General features: G+C 70.5%; 7 protein-coding genes. 3 read left to right on the forward strand and 4 right to left on the reverse strand.

What is annotated here, in order from left to right; all coding sequences use genetic code 11:
• The first annotated feature begins 28 nt into the window (after positions 1-28).
• Positions 29-6,496 carry a type I polyketide synthase gene (locus ACIOGX_RS21030; RefSeq protein ID WP_401915144.1) on the forward strand — a complete coding sequence of 2,156 codons (6,468 nt, stop codon included), beginning with the start codon at positions 29-31 and terminating at the stop codon, positions 6,494-6,496.
• Positions 6,497-6,619: 123 nt separating this feature from the next.
• Positions 6,620-7,453 (forward strand): NAD(P)H-binding protein, encoded by an 834-nt coding sequence (locus tag ACIOGX_RS21035; protein WP_401915147.1) that lies wholly within the window; start codon positions 6,620-6,622, stop codon positions 7,451-7,453.
• Between the two features lie 99 nt (positions 7,454-7,552).
• Here ACIOGX_RS21035 and ACIOGX_RS21040 read toward each other — a convergent pair whose 3' ends face one another.
• The 3 genes from ACIOGX_RS21040 to ACIOGX_RS21050 all read right to left on the reverse strand — a co-directional run bounded on the left by ACIOGX_RS21040 (position 7,553) and on the right by ACIOGX_RS21050 (position 11,790).
• Positions 7,553-8,752, reverse strand: a complete 1,200-nt coding sequence (locus tag ACIOGX_RS21040) for an acyltransferase family protein (protein ID WP_401915149.1) — start codon at positions 8,750-8,752, stop codon at positions 7,553-7,555.
• Between the two features lie 203 nt (positions 8,753-8,955).
• Positions 8,956-10,527 (reverse strand): aspartate aminotransferase family protein, encoded by a 1,572-nt coding sequence (locus ACIOGX_RS21045; RefSeq protein WP_401915152.1) that lies wholly within the window; start codon positions 10,525-10,527, stop codon positions 8,956-8,958.
• A gap of 75 nt (positions 10,528-10,602) precedes the next feature.
• Positions 10,603-11,790 (reverse strand): acyl-CoA dehydrogenase family protein, encoded by a 1,188-nt coding sequence (locus ACIOGX_RS21050; RefSeq protein ID WP_401915155.1) that lies wholly within the window; start codon positions 11,788-11,790, stop codon positions 10,603-10,605.
• 320 nt (positions 11,791-12,110) lie between these two features.
• Here ACIOGX_RS21050 and ACIOGX_RS21055 point away from each other — a divergent pair, with 320 nt between their 5' ends.
• Positions 12,111-14,309, forward strand: a complete 2,199-nt coding sequence (locus ACIOGX_RS21055; protein ID WP_401915158.1) for an alpha/beta fold hydrolase — start codon at positions 12,111-12,113, stop codon at positions 14,307-14,309.
• Between the two features lie 181 nt (positions 14,310-14,490).
• Here ACIOGX_RS21055 and ACIOGX_RS21060 read toward each other — a convergent pair whose 3' ends face one another.
• Entirely contained in the window at positions 14,491-16,845 is a 2,355-nt protein-coding gene (locus ACIOGX_RS21060) for a BTAD domain-containing putative transcriptional regulator (protein WP_356518664.1), read from the reverse strand.
• Positions 16,846-16,882: the final 37 nt, after the last annotated feature.

Raw genomic sequence — 16,882 nt, forward strand, 5'->3', positions numbered from 1 at the left:
TCTTCGCCCGAGGAGAGTCACGAACGCGATGTCCAACGCGATGCGCAACGAAGAGAAGCTGGTCGAGTACCTCAAGCGGGTCACTGTCGATCTCCAGAAGGCCAACCGCCGGGTCGCCGAGCTGGAGTCCGCCGCGTCCGAGCCGGTGGCGATCATCGGCATGGGCTGCCGCTTCCCCGGCGGGGCCGCCTCGCCCGACGCACTGTGGGATCTGGTGGCCGGCGAGGTGGACGCCATCTCCGGCTTCCCGACCGACCGCGGCTGGGACCTGGAAGGACTGTACGATCCCGACCCGGAGAACCCCGGCACCGCGTACACCCGCGAGGGCGGCTTCCTGCACGACGCCGCCCAGTTCGACGCGGCGTTCTTCGGGATCTCGCCGCGTGAGGCCGCCGCGATGGATCCCCAGCAGCGGCTCCTCCTCGAAACCGCCTGGGAGACCTTGGAGCAGGCCGGCATCGACCCCGGCACGCTGCGCGGCAGCCGCACCGGAGTGTTCGCCGGGGTGATCGAGCAGAGCTATCTGGGGCTCGAGGGCCCCACGGAGTTCGAGGGCTATCTGCTGACCAGCAAGCTCTCCAGTGTCGCTTCGGGCCGTATCGCGTACACCTTCGGCTTCGAGGGTCCGGCGGTGTCGATCGACACCGCCTGCTCGTCCTCCCTCGTGGCGCTGCACCTGGCAGCCCAGTCGGTACGTTCCGGCGAGTCGCATCTCGCCCTGGCCGGCGGAGCCACGGTGACCGCGACTCCCAGCGGGTTCGTCGACTTCTCCCGGCAGAACGGGCTCGCGCCCGACGGACGCATCAAATCGTTCTCGGCCGACGCGGACGGCACCGCGTGGTCGGAGGGGGTCGGTCTGCTGCTGGTCGAGCGGCTCTCCGACGCCCGCCGCAACGGGCATCACGTACTGGCCGTACTGCGCGGCTCCGCCGTCAACCAGGACGGCGCCTCCAACGGACTCACCGCCCCCAACGGGCCCTCGCAAGAACGTGTCATCCGCCAGGCCCTCACCGACGCCCGCCTCACCCCCCACGACATCGACGCCGTCGAGGCACACGGCACGGGCACCCGCCTCGGCGACCCCATCGAAGCCCAGGCACTCCTCAACACCTACGGCCACAACCGACCCACCGACCACCCCCTCCACCTCGGCTCCCTCAAATCCAACATCGGTCACACGGTGGCCGCGGCGGGTGTCGGCGGTGTCATCAAGATGGTGCAGGCGATGCGGCATGGCCTTCTGCCGCGGACCCTGCACGTCGCCGAGCCCTCCCCCATGGTCGACTGGACGTCGGGCGCCGTGGAGTTGCTCACCGAGGCCCGCCCGTGGCCCACCACCGGCCGACCGCGGCGAGCCGCCGTGTCGGCCTTCGGCGTGAGCGGGACGAACGCCCATGTCATCCTTGAGCAAGCGGACGCGGAACAGAACGTCGAAACGGGCCCCGGCACAAGGGAGTTGTCGACTCTCGCGCCCATTGTCTGGCCGATCTCGGGCAAGACTCCCGACGCGCTGCGCGCCCAGGCACAACGCCTCCACGAACACCTCACCACCCACCCCACCCTCTCCCCCCACGACATCGGATACACCCTCGCCACCACCCGCGCCACCCTCGACCACCGCGCCCTCATCACCGGCAACACCACCCACCAACTCCTCACCGGACTCCAAGCCCTCACCCACCACCCCCACACCCCCCACCTCACCACCGGACAACCCACCACCGGCCGCCTCGCCCTCATCTTCCCCGGCCAAGGCTCACAACGGGTCGGCATGGGCCGGGAACTGCGCGCCGCCTTCCCTGTCTTCGCCGACGCCTACGACACCGTCACCGCAGCCCTCAACAAACACCTCGACCGGCCGATCCAAGAGGTCATCGAAACCGGCCACGACCTCGATCAGACCACCTACACACAACCCGCCCTCTTCGCCCTCCAAGTAGCCCTCTACCGCCTCATCGAATCCCTCGGCATCACCCCCGACCACCTCACCGGACACTCCATCGGCGAGATCACCGCCGCCCACCTCGCCGGAATCCTCACCCTCGAAGACGCCACCACACTCATCACCACCCGCGCCCGCCTCATGCAAACCCTTCCCCCCACCGGCACCATGATCGCCATCCAAGCCACCGAACAACAGATACGCCCCCACCTCACCCACAACGTCACCATCGCCGCCATCAACACCCCCGACACCCTCGTCATCTCGGGCGACACGCGGACAGCCCACACCATCGCCCACCACTTCCAGGAACAGGGCCACAAGACCAAAACCCTCACGGTCAGCCACGCCTTCCACTCCCCCCACATGGACAGCATCCTCGACGAATTCCGCACCGTCGCGGACACACTCACCTACCACACACCAACGATTCCCATCATCTCCACCCTCACCGGACTGGCCGCCACCGGCAACGACCTCAGAACCGCCGACTACTGGACCAACCAACTCCGCAACACCGTCCGCTTCCACCACGCCACACAAACCCTCACCACCCACGGCGTCACCACCACCCTCGAAATCGGCGACGCCACCCTCACCCCACTCCTCACCGACACCCTCACACAACCACTCGCACTCCTCCGCCGCGACCAACCCGAACCCCACACCCTCACCACCACACTCGCCCAACTCCACACCCACGGCACCCCCATCAACTGGACCGCCTACTACAACCGAACCACCACCCAACACATCCCACTCCCCACCTACGCCTTCCAGCACCGGCGTTACTGGGTCGACGCCACCGCGACGGCCACGTCCAACGCCGGGCCGGGACTGCGGGCCAGCGGGCATCCGCTGCTGGGCTCGGCCGTCACCGTCGCCGGCTCCGACCAGGCCCTGTTCACGCACCGCGTCTCGCTGCGCACCCATCCCTGGCTGGCCGCTCACCTCGTCCACGGCCTCGCGTCGATGCCCGCGTCCGCCTTGGTGGAACTCGCCGTACGGGCCGGGGACGAGTTCGGGGCCACGGTCCTGAATGAGTTCACGGTGCACACTCCCCTGGTCGTCCCGGCGAGGGGCGCGCTGCGGTTGCAGACGGGGGTGAGCCCGCTGGACGCGGCGGGCAACCGCACGGTCACCGTGCACAGCCAGACCGAGGACGGACCATGGACCGAGCATGCGCGCGGCACCTTGGGCGTCGCCGCCGCGGGCGCCCCCGTCCAGTCGGCCGCCTGGCCTCCTGAGGGTGCCGAGGAGATCACGCCCGCTGACCTCGACGCCCCGCTCGAAGCGGCGGGGCTCGGGTACGGACCGCTCTTCCGGGGGACCGTCGCGGCCTGGCGGAGGGACGGCGAGCTGTTCGCGGAGATACGCCTGCCCGAGCCGGCCACTGACGACGGATTCACCCTGCACCCGGCCCTCCTCGACGCGGCCGTACGTCCCGCGCTCCTCCATGACGTGGCGAACGGGTCGGCCCCGCACGCCGCCTGGTGGCGCGAGGTGCGGCTGTACGCCACCGGGGCCACGGTGCTGCGCGTACGGATCGGTGCCGGGGCGGCCGGGGGTACCCCCGTGTGGATCGCGGACGGGAGCGGGCAGCCCGTCGCGACGATCGGCGCGGTGGCCGTCGAGTCGGTCACCGCCGAGCGGGTGTCGGCGGCGCTGCACCGGCACCAGGACTCACTGTTCCGGATCGGCTGGGAACCTGTCGCCCTGCCCGACGGTTCTGCCACGCGGGAGCCGGTGTGGGGCGTGCTCGGTGCCGGGCAGCCGGGCGCTGAGCACTTCGCGACCCCCGACGAAGCGGGTGCCGCGGTCGCCGCGGGACTGCCCCTGCGTTATGTGATGACTCGTCAGGAACCTTCGTCCGACGTGCCCTTGGCCGACGGGGTGCACCGCGCGACCGAGCGCGTACTGCGCCTTGTACAGCTGTGGCTCGACGACGACCGGCTTGTCAACACCCCCCTGGTCGTGGTGACTTCAGGCGCGGTCCGTGTCGTGGACGACGAGGACGTGACCGATCTGGCAGGGGCCGCCGTGTGGGGTCTGGTGCGGTCCGCGCAGTCGGAGCACCCGGGCCGGATCTTCCTCTTCGACAGCGACAGCGACAGCGACACCGACACTTACACCCTCACCAACGCCGCAGCCGAGGCCGACACCGACGGGGCCGCGGTGGTCGCGTCCGGCGAGCCGCAGCTCGCTCTGCGTGCCGGACAGGCGTACGTACCCCGGCTGGTCAGGGCCGCGCAGAAGCCCGGAAGCGCCTCGCCGGTCTGGGACCCCCAGGGGACGGTGCTGATCACCGGCGGCACGGGCAGTCTGGGCGCGCTGTTCGCCCGCCATCTGGTGACCGAGTACGGGGTCACCCGGCTGCTGCTCACCAGCCGCCGTGGCCCCAAGGCCGCCGGGGCCGAGGAGTTGACGGCGTCGCTCACCGAGCTGGGCGCCCATGTCACGGTCGCCGCCTGCGATGTGGCCGACCGCGACGCACTCGCCGCGCTCCTCACGACGATCCCCGCAGAGCATCCGCTGACCGGCGTGGTGCACACCGCGGGCGTCCTGGACGACGGCCTGGTGTCCTCTCTCACCCCGGAGCGGCTGCACCCGGTGCTCCGCCCCAAGGTGGACGCGGCGTGGAATCTGCACGAGCTGACCCGGGACCGGAACCTGGCCGCCTTCGTCCTGTTCTCCTCCGTGGCCGCCGTGGTCGGCGGACCCGGCCAGGCCAGCTATGCCGCCGCCAACCAGTTCCTGGACGCCCTGGCACAGCACCGGCACGCACACGGGCTTCCGGCCACCTCCGTCGCGTGGGGGCTGTGGGAGCAGAGCGGCGGCATGAGCGGACATCTCAGCGAGATCGACCTCAGGCGGATCGCCCGCAGTGGGTTCCGTCCCGTTCCCGAGGACCAGGGTCCCGCGCTGCTCGACCTGTCACTGGCCCTCGGCCGGCCCGACGTGGTGGCGACGCCGGTGGACATCGCGGCGCTGCGCGCCCAGTCCGGCCGGACCGCGGTGCTCGGCGCACTGGTGCGGGTGCCGGCTCGGCGGGCCGCGCTCGACGGCCCCGAATCGGCGGATTCCCTGGCGGAGCTGGTCGCCGGGCTCGACGAGGCGGAGCAGGAGCGGGTGGCCCTCGACGCGGTCCTCGGTCAGATCGCCGCGGTGCTCGGCCACGCGGGCACGTCCGCCATCCAGACCGGGCGACAGCTGACCGAGCTGGGCTTCGACTCACTGACCGCCGTGGAGTTGCGCAACCGGCTCAGCACCCTGACCGGCAGCCGTCAGCCGGCCACCCTGGTCTTCGACCATCCGACGCCGGCCGCGCTGGCCGCGCATCTGCTGGCCGAGGCCGCCGGGGCCGCACAGACCGGGGGCGGCGTGGACTTCGCCGCGGAGATCCGGCTCGCGGACGACATCCGTCCGGCGGCCGAGGTGGTACGGGTGGCGCTCCAGCCCCGGGAGATCCTGCTGACCGGCGCCACCGGTTTCCTGGGCGCGTTCCTGCTGCGCGATCTGATGCGGACCACCGAGGCCCGGGTGCACTGCCTGGTGCGCGGTGACGACCCGGCCGAGGCCCTCGCGCGGCTGCGGGCCGGCCTGGAGTGGTACCGGGTGTGGGACTCGGTGCACGAGGACCGTCTCTCGATCGTCCTGGGCGACCTGGGCGAGGAGCGGCTCGGGCTCTCCGAGGAGCGGTTCGACGAGCTGGCCCGGACGGTGGACGTGGTCTACCACAACGGCGCGCGGGTGCACTGGCTCCACCCGTACAGCTCGCTGCGCGCGGCGAATGTCGCGGGCACCCAGGAGGTGCTGCGGCTCGCGGCCCGGCACCGCACGGTCCCGGTGCACTACGTCTCGACCGTGGGTGTGTTCGACGGGGCGCGCGAACCGGGCGTACCGCTGACGGTGACGGATCCGACCGGGCCCGCCGAGGCCCTCCCGAGCGGCTACTTGCAGAGCAAGTGGGTGGCGGAGCAGATCATCGAGCTGGCCCGCGAGCGGGGGATGCCGGTCTCGGTGTACCGGGTCGATGTGATCTCCGGCGACACCGAGCACGGCGCCTGCCAGACCCGGGACTTCGTGTGGCTCGGCCTCAAGGGCATTCTCCAGTCGGGCGCGGCCCCGGCCGGCGTGGGCGGCCGGTTCCACCTGCTGCCGGTCGACTACGTGAGCGGGGCGATCCTCGGTGTCTCCCGGCGGCCGGAGTCCGCGGGAGGTACCTTCCATCTGTTCAACCGGAGTTCGCTGAGCCTGGTGCGGTGTGTGGAGTATCTGCGGTCGCTCGGCTACCGGTTGGACGAGCTGGACTGGAACAGCTGGCGCGAGCGGGTGCGGGCGGACCGGGACAATGCGATCCGGCCCCTGCTGCACGCCTTCGAGATGATGACCTCGGACACGGACGCGTTCTATCCGCCGATCGACACCTCGGAGACGGAGACGGCACTCGCGGGCAGCGGCCTCGTATGCCCGCCGCTGACCGCCGAACTCTTTGCCCGTTACGTCGAGTTCTTCGTCGAGGCGGGCCATTTCCCGGCGGCTTCCGGTCATTGAGCCGCCCGAGCAAGGCCGACACATCCGACGCGGACGCACAATTACCCGCCGCGTACCGTGAATTCAAGACGAGTCGACACCACCGTATTCCGAGGGATGGCAATGGCAGTATTTAATAGACCCATGAACGATTCACCCATCCTGGTCATCGGTGGTACCGGAAAGACAGGACGACGCGTAGTCGAGCAATTGTCCGAACGCGGCGCGCGCCCTCTCTCCGCTTCCCGCTCCGGAGAGCGCCGGTTCGACTGGCAGGACAAGAACACCTGGGGGACGGCCGTGGCGGGCACCGGGGCGGCCTATCTCGTGGACTCGCAGGACGAGAATGCCGCGGAGCTGATGGCCGAATTCGTCGATGTCGCGGTGCAGGCGGGTGTGCGCCGCCTGGTGCTGCTGTCCGCGCGCGCCTGGGAACAGGCGGGCGACGACGCGGTGTTCGCCGTGGAGCGCGCGGTGCGGGATTCGGGGGCCGGCTGGACCGTGCTGCGGCCCACGTGGTTCGCGCAGAACTTCAGCGAGGAGCCGTTCCTGCGGGACGCGATCGTGTCCGGCGAGGTCAGGCTGCCCACCGCCGAGGGCCCCGAGCCCTTCATCGACGCCGAGGACATCGCCGCGGCGGCGGCCGTGGCGCTGCTCGAGGACGGCCACGACGGCACCACATACGCGCTGTCGGGGCCGCGGGTGATGACCTTCGGCGACTGTGTGCGCGAGATCGCCGGGGCGACGGGCCGGGATATCTCCTATGTGCCGGTCTCCGGCGCCGAGTACGCCGACCACCTGGTCGGACGTGGGTACGACCGTGCGTACGCGGAGTTCGCCGCCGACCTGCTCGGCGATGTGGCCAAGGGCGGCGGCGGCTATCTCTCCGACGGTGTGCGGCGGCTCCTGGGCCGTGAGCCGCGCGACTTCACGGCCTATGTGAAGGACACCCTGCCGAGCGGTGTCTGGACGGTCTGAGGCGGCCGCGGCGGCGGTAGGGGCCGGGGAGGATGTTCCCGGCCCCTACTGCTCTGCTACTGCTCTGCTCATGCCGCCGGTCGCTCAGGCGTCCGCCTGTCAGCGGCCCGCCGGGTCGTTCGGGCGCGACCCGGGCCCCGCGTCGGCGTATTCGACGGTGGTCTTCCGCGCGGCGGCAGCCCGGCTTCGCCGGCCGCGCGAGAAGCGGCGCATCGCGGGCCGTTCCACGCCCACGTACAGCGCCCAGGACAACAGCAGGGAGACGGCGAGCCACAGCACGAGGAGGCCCACGGCCGCCCAGGTCGGATAGGTGTCTCCTTCGGTGCCGAGGACGCTCATGGCACCGGGCAGAACCAGCCACTGCGTCAGATAGAAGGCGAACGAGATCTCACCGAGCCACACGGCCACCGGGTGGCGCAGGAGCGAGGGCCGGCCGCTGACGTCGAGCTGCGCGACGGCCGGGATGAGCAACGCCACCGGCACGATGGTGGCGGCGCCCAGGCCGAAGCTCGCCGGCAGTTGGAGCGAGACGACGTAACAGGCGACGAAGAGCAGGGTCAGCGGCAGCACCCGGAAGCCGGCCCACCGTCCGGTGAGGACGATTCGGGCGAGCACCATGCCGAGCAGGAAGTCGAGAACCCTCACCGGGGGCAGGACGTAGAGGAACCAGTAGACGGCCGCGGGCGCCGGGTCGTCGGGGGCAGGCAGGGTCGGCTCCGCGGGCAGTACGGCGAGCGCCAGCGCGGGCAGCGCCATGATGACGGCCATCAGGCCGCCGGCCCACCACCACAGACGCTCGGTGCGGATCTTGAGCAACCGGGCGTGCAGGAAAGGAAACAGCAGATAGAAGACGCTCTCGCAGGCCAGCGACCAGTTCGCCTTGTTCAGGCTGAAATACACATTGATATCGGGCACCCATGCGTGTAGCAGCGCGAAGTTGAGCAGTTGCGTGGTGACAGGCGTCGCGACGGAGGCGAAGAGGACCAACGCCACCACGAACGTCACCAGATGGTTGGGCAGGATCTTGGCGAACCGGCGCCGCCAGAACGCGGGAGCGGTGTCGTTGCTCCTCGCCGACCAGGTCAGCACGAATCCGCTGAGGACGAAGAAGAACGAGACCCCTATCCAGCCCGTCTTGCTGAATATTCGCAGAAATGTATCCCCGATCGACCGGTTGTCGAAGAGCTGCACAAGCCCGGCGTGAAACATGAAAACCATGAATGCGGCGATGAAGCGCACTCCGGTCAGTGAAGTCAGCCGGGCCCGCGGACCGCTCTCTGTGGGCAACGCCGCGCTCATACGGAATTTCCTTCCTGGATTCTCCTGACGAGAATGAGAAAGCCACCCTATGAGGGTGGCTCACCATGGCGGGTAATCCGTGACTCTCGTCATCGCGTGGTCAGTTGGCCAGAGGCGGCGATGACCGGCGGATGGGCGGGCGGCACCGGGAGATGCCGCCCGCCCGGCCGACCGGTGGGTTCGGAGCGCCCGGCCGGTGGGGTTCAGACCGGCGCGACGTGGTCCAGCAGTCCCGCGCCGTCCTGGGCGCGCAGCAGCTCGCACACCGCGCGCAGGCCCGCTTCGAGCTGGGCGATCTCCGGGTCACCGATGGTGACCGACGGCTCGAAGCGCAGTGTGTTGGGCGAGCTGGCCGTCGGGAAGGTGCGCACACGGTGCTTCGCCAGAAGCCGGCCCGCGATCGCGTACCCGAGGGTGGATCCCCGGGCATGGTCGCGCAGTTGGGGGGAGGGCGAATCGGATGCGTCGTGGAACTCGAGCCCCGCCATCAGTCCCCTGCCGCGTACGTCCGCCACCACGTCGGGGAAGTCCTCCCGTACCGCGCGGAGCCGTTCGAGAAGGCGGGCGCCACGCTCGGCCGCGCGCCGGTAGAGGGCGCCGTCATCGGCTTCCAGGAGTTCGAGCACCTTGAGGGCGATCGTGGTGGAGAAGACGTCCTTGGCGAACGTGGAGCTGTGCACCAGCTCGAACTCGCGGCGGTAGCGGGAGGAACGGGCCAGCATCACGGAGGCCTTGGCGATCCCGCCGCCGAGGCTCTTGGCCAGGGCGTAGTAGTCACCGCGAAGTCCGATGGCCGAGCTGGCCAGGAAGGTTCCGGTGCGGCCCATGCCGCTCTGTACCTCGTCGACCACGATCGGGCAGTCGACCTGGGCGCAGGCGGCCTGGATCTGCGCCGCGGACCGCACATCGAGCGACCGGATGCCTCCCTCACCCTGGACGGGCTCCAGGACGAAGGCGCAGAACACCGGAAGGGGCCGGGTGATGACGCCGACCTCGCCGCCCATCACGACCAGATCGAGCAGATCCACGCGCTCCTCGTCGAAGATCTTCGGGAGCGCGGGGATATCGGCGGGGGCGATGAACTTCGCCGTCGTGGCGAGCGCGGCGAAGGGCTCACGGTAGGCGGCGTTGTGGGTGAGCTTGCCGCTGCCCATCAGCTTGCCGTGGAACCCGCCCTCCAGAGCGAAGATCAGCGGCGCGGCGCCCGCCCGCTCCGCGTTCACCTCGTCGATCCGGCGCACGACGGCTTCGATGTCGGCGGTGTCCACACCGATCACGAGGGACGGCTCGGGGGATACGGTGGCACGGCCCGCCGCCACCTCGGCACGTACGGCCTCGACGTTGGCGGATATCTCCGCGCGGAGTGCGGTGAGCTTCATGACCCGGTCGAGTTCGGCGTGCTTGACCGCGACCTCGACGGCCTCGGCGCCGGTGCTGGCGAACACGGCCGAGTACGTCTCGTCGTTCCCGGTCTCGCGGCGCACGATGTCGTTCAGCGCGGCCGCGAGGTCCTTGGCGTACGGATGGCGCGAGAACTGGGCGTGGACCGGGGCTCCGCCCTCCAGCATCTCCGTGGCGAGGGCCACGATCGCCGGATGGTTGTGCCCCAGCATCAGGGAGCCGTAGCCACCGGCGAAGTCGACCACGGGAATCTCTTGTCCGTGCTCGTCCCGCCGGTACAGGTAGTCGCCTTCGGCCCGTACGTAATGGGCGTCCAGGCCGACGGAGGCCAGCCAGCCGAGCAGGAAGGGCTCGGCCAGATCGATGTCGTCCATGGTCGGATCGGATCCTTCGGATCGAGGGTCGTGGGAAGCGCCTTCGGCGTCCGGGTCGTCGGTGGACACGCCGGATCAGTGGTACTGGGTGATCGTCGGCCCGGCCCCGAGGAGTGCCCGGCCGTAGTCCTCGACGATCATCGGCAGGCCGAGCATGGCGTGCCGGCTGCCCACCTCCAGGTCCCGCCAGTAGCTCTGCAACACATTGGCGTGGGCGAAGCCGCTGGTACCGGCGACGTCGAGAAGCTTCTGCATGCCCTCCCTGGCGCGGGAGAGCGCGGTCGCGGAGTGCATGCGCGCACGAGCGCGCTCCACGCGGGCGAGTTCTTCCCCGGGCAGCAGGCCGTCGAAGACATCGGCGACATGCAGCATGTGCAGCGAGGCGGTGTCGACGAGGTGGGTCGCCTCGGTGAACAGGTGCTGGATGACCGGTGAGTCGGCGGAGCGCCGGTAGGTGGAGTACGCGATCGGCCTGCCCTTCTCCAGGGACTGGCCGACGATGTCGAGGCCGCCCTGGGCCGCGCCGACGAGCGCCGACAGGGAGTGCAGATTGCCCTTGACCAGCTCGGTCGGGGAGAGGAGTTCCTCGAGCCGGTCGAGGTTGTCCTTCTCGACGACCAGGGTGCGCCGGTCGGGCACGAACACCTCGGTCACCGTCATCCCGTTGGTACCGGTGCCCCGCATGCCCGCGACGTTCCAGGTCTGCTGGATCTCGGCTTCCGCCAGGGGGACCAGGACGTTGACCGCTCCGGTCGTCTTCCCGTCGTCGTGCAACGGAATGCCGATGAGCAGTGCCCAATCGGAGATCTCGCAGCCCGAGGCGTAGGGCGCGCGGGCGGTGACCTTGAGTCCGCCGGGCACCCGCTCGGCGTGGGAGTCGGGCGAGCAGCCGGCCGAGAGGAACACCGCGTCGGGGTTGTCGCCGAAGATCTCCTGGGTCGCCACCGCCTCCAGGATGAGGGTGAACTCGGTGGACGCCGCGTGGTTGGCCACGATCCATCCGGTCGAGGCGCAGCCGCGCCCCACCTCCGCGATGATCTGTACCTGGGTGCGCATGCTCGGATGGAGGCCGCCGTGGTCGGGCGGGGTGGTGAGCCGGAACAGTCCGGCCGCGCGCAGCGCTTCGAGGTTCTCCGGGACGGGATTGCCCAGCTCCTCGGTCGCCGCCACGTTGGAGCGCAGCAGCGGGATCAAGGCGCGTGCGCGGGAGATGAGTTCCTGTGGAGTGGCGGACGGCTCGGTGGCCGGGGCGGTCGCGGTCATGCTCGTTCCTCCTGTCGCCTGCGGGAAAACGCTTTTCGTTCTTCGCGCCGGCACCTTCCGCGCATTGCTGGGTGGATTATGGTCGCCTGGGCAATCTATTTGGCACCGCCGAAGAGCAGGTCATTGCCGGTTCTCGACTCGGTAATCGATGCCCGGCGGGATTCAAGAACCGCGGGTTATCGGTGAGTTGACGGGCGCCGGAAGGATGCGGGGTAGCGTACGGGCCGTCACGCGCCGGCAGTCGAGAAGGCACGATTGACCTGCGGAAACGCGGCGCATTCATGGTCGCCCCGGCCGACCTGACGGAGGAGCAAACCGTGGTGGATTCAGTACGAAAGAGCGCGATCGTCCTGGGTGCGGGCATGGCGGGGCTGTTCGCCGCGCGTGTGCTGGCCGATTCGTATGCCGAGGTCGTGGTGGTGGACCGGGATGTGCTGACGACCGGAAATGAGCCGCGGCGCAGGGTGCCCCAGGGAAAGCATGTGCACGGACTGCTCGCTCGCGGTCAGCAGATCATCGAGGAATTGTTTCCCGGCGTCACGGATGAATTCGTGGCGGACGGTGCGGCGTACGGCGATGTGACGGCTCAGGTGCGCTGGGTCCTGGACGGCCGGCCGATGCGGCAGCCGCGGTCCGGTCTGCGGGTGGTCTCGGCGAGCCGGCCGCTCCTCGAGAACCGCGTCCGCGACCGGGTGGCCGCGCTCGCTCCCGTACGGTTCCTCGAACGCTATGACGTGGTGGAACCGGTGGTCGAGGACGGCGGCCGGCGAGTGACCGGTGTGGTGCTGACCGGCCCTTCCGGCGCCACCGAGACACTCGCCTGCGACCTTCTCGTGGACGCCACCGGGCGCGGCTCGCGCGCCCCGGTCTGGCTCGGTTCCTGGGGCCTGCCCGAGGTGCCGGAGGAGACCGCGAAGGTGGGCCTCGGTTACACCACGCGGCACTACGCGCTGCCGGACGAGGTACTGGGCGACCAGGTGTCCCTGCATGTCGTGGCCTCCCCGGCGGTGCCGCGCGGCGCGGTGTGCGCGCGGGTCGAGGACGGCCGGACCGTGGTGACGGCGTACGGCGTCAACGGAGACCATCCGCCGACCGACGAGGAGGGTTTCCTCGGCTTCCTCAAGTCCCTCGCGACGTCGGACGTCTACGACGCGGTGCAGCGGGGCCGCCCGCTCGACGAACTCGTGGCCTATCGCTTCCCGGCGAACCTGCGCCGCCGCTACGAGGACCTCGGCTCGTTCCCCCAGGGGTTCCTGGTGATCGGCGACGCCGTGTGCAGCTTCAACCCCACCTACGCCCAGGGCATGACCGTCGCCGCGATCGGGGCGACGGTGCTCAGGGACCATCTGGGCCGGGGCGGGGAGCCGGTCGCCGGCGCGTACTTCGCCGATCTGGCCCGGGAAGCCATCGACACCCCGTGGGGCATGGCGGTCGGAAACGACCGGGCCCGCCTCGGCCTGGCCGATCCGTCCTCCGCCGAGCAGCGGCAGGCGGCCCGCGTCACGGCCGCCGCGGCACGCGACGACGAGGTCGCCGTCGCCTATGCGCGGGTCGTCAGCCTGGTCGACGGCCCTGAGGCGTTCGCCGCTCCCGGGTTCACCGCCCGTGTGGAGTCCGCTCTCGCGCGGCCGAAGGCGAAGCCCGGACGTGAGGTCGTGGAGGTCACCACCGGTGGACTGACCTTTGACGTGGAGACCGCCGGGCCGGACGACGGCGAGGCGGTGGTCCTGCTGCACGGCTGGCCGCACCACTTCGAGTCCTGGACGGATGTCGTGCCGGTCCTCGGCAGGGCCGGCCTGCGCACCATCGCGCCCAACCAGCGCGGCTACTCTCCGGGTGCCCGCCCCACGGCGGTCGAGGACTACCGGCTCCCCTTGCTCGCCCGGGACGTCCTGGGGATCCTGGACGCGCTCGGTGTGGAGCGGGCCCACGTGGTGGGGCACGACTGGGGTGCCATCGTCGCCTGGTACCTGGCGGCCCGGCACGCGGACCGGATACGGACACTGACCGCTGTCGCCTTTCCGCATCTGGACGCCTACCAGCACGCCTACCGCGTCGATCCTGAGCAGCAGGAGTCCTCGAAGTACGTCGGACTGCTGACGGCGGAGGGCTCCACGGAGTACTGGCTGGGCGACGACGCCGCCTCGCTGCGCGCACTGCTCGCCGGTGCGGACAACGCGCTGACCCCCGAACAGCAGGCCCGCTACGTCGACTTCCACACGCGGCCGGGCACCTTCCACGCGGCCCTGAACTGGTACCGCACCGGCGCGCTCCTCGACGGTCGCAGCGCGCTGGGTGAGGTGACGGTGCCCACGACCTTCATCTGGAGCGTGGAGGACGAGTCGGTCAGCACGCTGGCCGCCCGGAAGACCTCCGAGTACGTAGCGGCTCCGTACCGTCTCGTGACCTTGGAGAAGGTGTCGCACTGGCAGCCGCAGCAGGTGCCGGACCTGGTCGCGGCCGAGATCCTCACGCGCGTCGCCACCGGGGACAGCCGTACCGGGGGCAGCCGCGGGTGAGGTGCCGGCCGGCCCCCTGGTGAGACGCCGGTCTCCAGGACCTGGACGAGGTCCTGGAGACCGGCGTTGTCGTCTGCGCGGTCCCCCGCGTGCCGCGCTCCTCCGGGCCCGCGAGCCGCCGTCGCGGGGACCTTTCGCCCCACCGGACGTGTGACCCGGTGGGGCGATGCCGGTTCCCGCGCTACGTGAGCGGCTGGGGCACACGCCGGCCGACGCCGACGCCGCCGAGGTTGCGCTGCGGCGGCACGGAGGCGTCCATCCGCATGAGGGTCCGCAGTACCTTCCGTCTGCCGGACGGGACCATCTGCTCTCCGAACCCCTCCCCGATGCGGCTGGTGGGGAAGGTGACCACTCCCTGGCGCATCTTGGCGAGCAGGATGTCGGAGAGCCGGTCGACGGTGGCGTCGGAGAGGGGCGAGAGACTCAGTGTGGTGCCCTGGACCTGCCCGCTGCCCCAGGACGGCCTGCGGTCGAGCAGCTGGGGCCGGGCGGCGAGGAGGACCATGAGCGACGGCAACTGGGGCGAGTCGACCAGCTGTTCGAGGAAATCCAGGCTCGCGTCATCGAGTTCATGTCCGTCGTCCACGAAGAGCACCAGGGGCTGCGCGAGTGCGACCGCGCGCAGCAGCCTGATGCCGGCCTCGGCCAGCGGTTCGACGCGGTGCGGGGCCGGCCCGTGCCCGCCGGTGGTGATGAGTTCGGTGACGCCCGCGTCGACCTCGGCGGCCTCGTTGGGGTCCGCGATGCTCGCGTACACCCGCTGTCGTACGAGTCCGGCGACGGTGGCGGTCTCGGTGGCGCATGGCGCGTCGCACAGGGCGAGCAGGAAGTCCCTGAGAAGACCGAGCGGGCGGTCGACGCACTCGGGGCCGCTCATCAGGAACCGCGTATCGTCCCAACGGGCCTTGGCGCGGCCCTCGAATTCGAGCACCAGCCGGGTCTTGCCGGATCCGACCCCACCGAGAAGGGTGACCAGCTGAGGCACCGACCGGTGCCGTGAGCGGGCCAACAGGCTTCCCAGGACGTCGAGTTCGGGATCCCGGTCGATGATCGGAATCGAGGGGTGCGCGAGGGAGCGCCAATGGGCGGAGCGCACCCGCCAGCCGGTGGCGGTTCCGCCCGAGCCGCTGTAGCTGATGGTGGTGTTGGTGCGGGCCCTGGTGGTCTCGTCGGCCCGCACGGTGCCGGCGGAGGTACGGGCGAGAAGCGTCCGGCAGGTGTCGACGACCGGTCCGATGATCATCGGTGGGGCGTCCGCGCCCTCGACGAGGCGGTACATCTGGGCCTCGCCCGTGGCCACGGTCGCCCGGATGCTCACCGGCTGCCGTTCCGTGAATCTGGTGGTGCAGGGGAGGCAGGTGAGCATGGCGAGGGCCGCGGAGACCGCGCGCTCGGGTGCCTGGTCGCCGGTGAACACGGCGAGCAGCGCCGGGCCCGCCGGTGCCGCGACGGCGCCGCCGAGATACTCGACGGTGTCCCGCAGCGAGTCGGCGACCGAGGCGAGACTGGACTCGACGTGCGGGTCGTCCGGCGCCGCCCCGCCGTCGTCGACGGCCGTCTGCACCATGACCACGCTGTACTCCCGGGCATCCGGCCGGACCGGTCCGGGTGCGGCCGGCCACTCGCCCACGACGGTCCGTTCGACGGCCGGCGGCTCGGACGCGGACCGCCGTACCAGCTCGGGCCGCGCGGAGTTGATCACGGTCCGGGGCCGGGCGCTCTCGGTGGCCCCGGACCGGACACTCGCGGCGGGCGGGCGTTCGGTGCCGGTGACGAGCAGCGCGTCGTCGTGGCGCAGGATCGCCTGCTGGAGCGACTGGAGCCGGTGGCCGGGTTCGAGGCCTAGCTCCTCCACAAGGCGTTCGCGCAATCTGTTGTACGAACCGAGCGCGTCGGTGTGCCGGCCGCACCGGTACAGGGCGAGCATGAGCTGGCCGCAGAGCCGTTCGCGCAGCGTGCCCGCCTCCACGGCGGCCTCGATCTCGCGCAGTACGGCATGGTGGCGTCCCAGGGCGAGTTCGGCCTCGAAGTAGTCCTCGAGGGCGTCGATCCGGGCGCTCTCCACGCCCGTCAGCTCCGGCCAGTCGAAGCCGGCCTCGACGAGGTCGGCGAGGGCGTCGCCGCGCCACAGGCCGAGGGCCTGGCGCAGGGTCGCGGCGGCGCCGTCCGTCGAGCCGCCGGCCAGCTGGGACCGGCCTTCCTCGGCCAGCCGGTGGAACCGGTACAAGTCGACGTTCTCCGGGTCCAGTTGCAGGGTGTAGCCCGGCGGCCGGGTGATCAGCGAGGCCCGGCCCGCCATGTCCTCCCGCGGGTTGAGGGTTCCCCGCAGACCCCAGATGGCGTTGTGCATGATCTTGCGAGCGGAGTTGGGTGGTTCGTCGACCGGCCACAGAGCCTCCATCAGCGCGCTGGTGGAGACGACCCGGTTGGCGTTGAACAGCAGAAAGCCCAGCATCGCCCGCTGCTTGGTCCCCTGAATGGGTACGGTTCTGTCATTGTCCGAGAGTTCCAGCGGCCCGAGGACACGGAACTGCATGTGCACTTCTCCCCCTGTAGGTGCAGACATATGGGGG

The organism is Streptomyces sp. NPDC088147 (assembly GCF_044741565.1).
GTDB lineage: Bacteria > Actinomycetota > Actinomycetes > Streptomycetales > Streptomycetaceae > Streptomyces.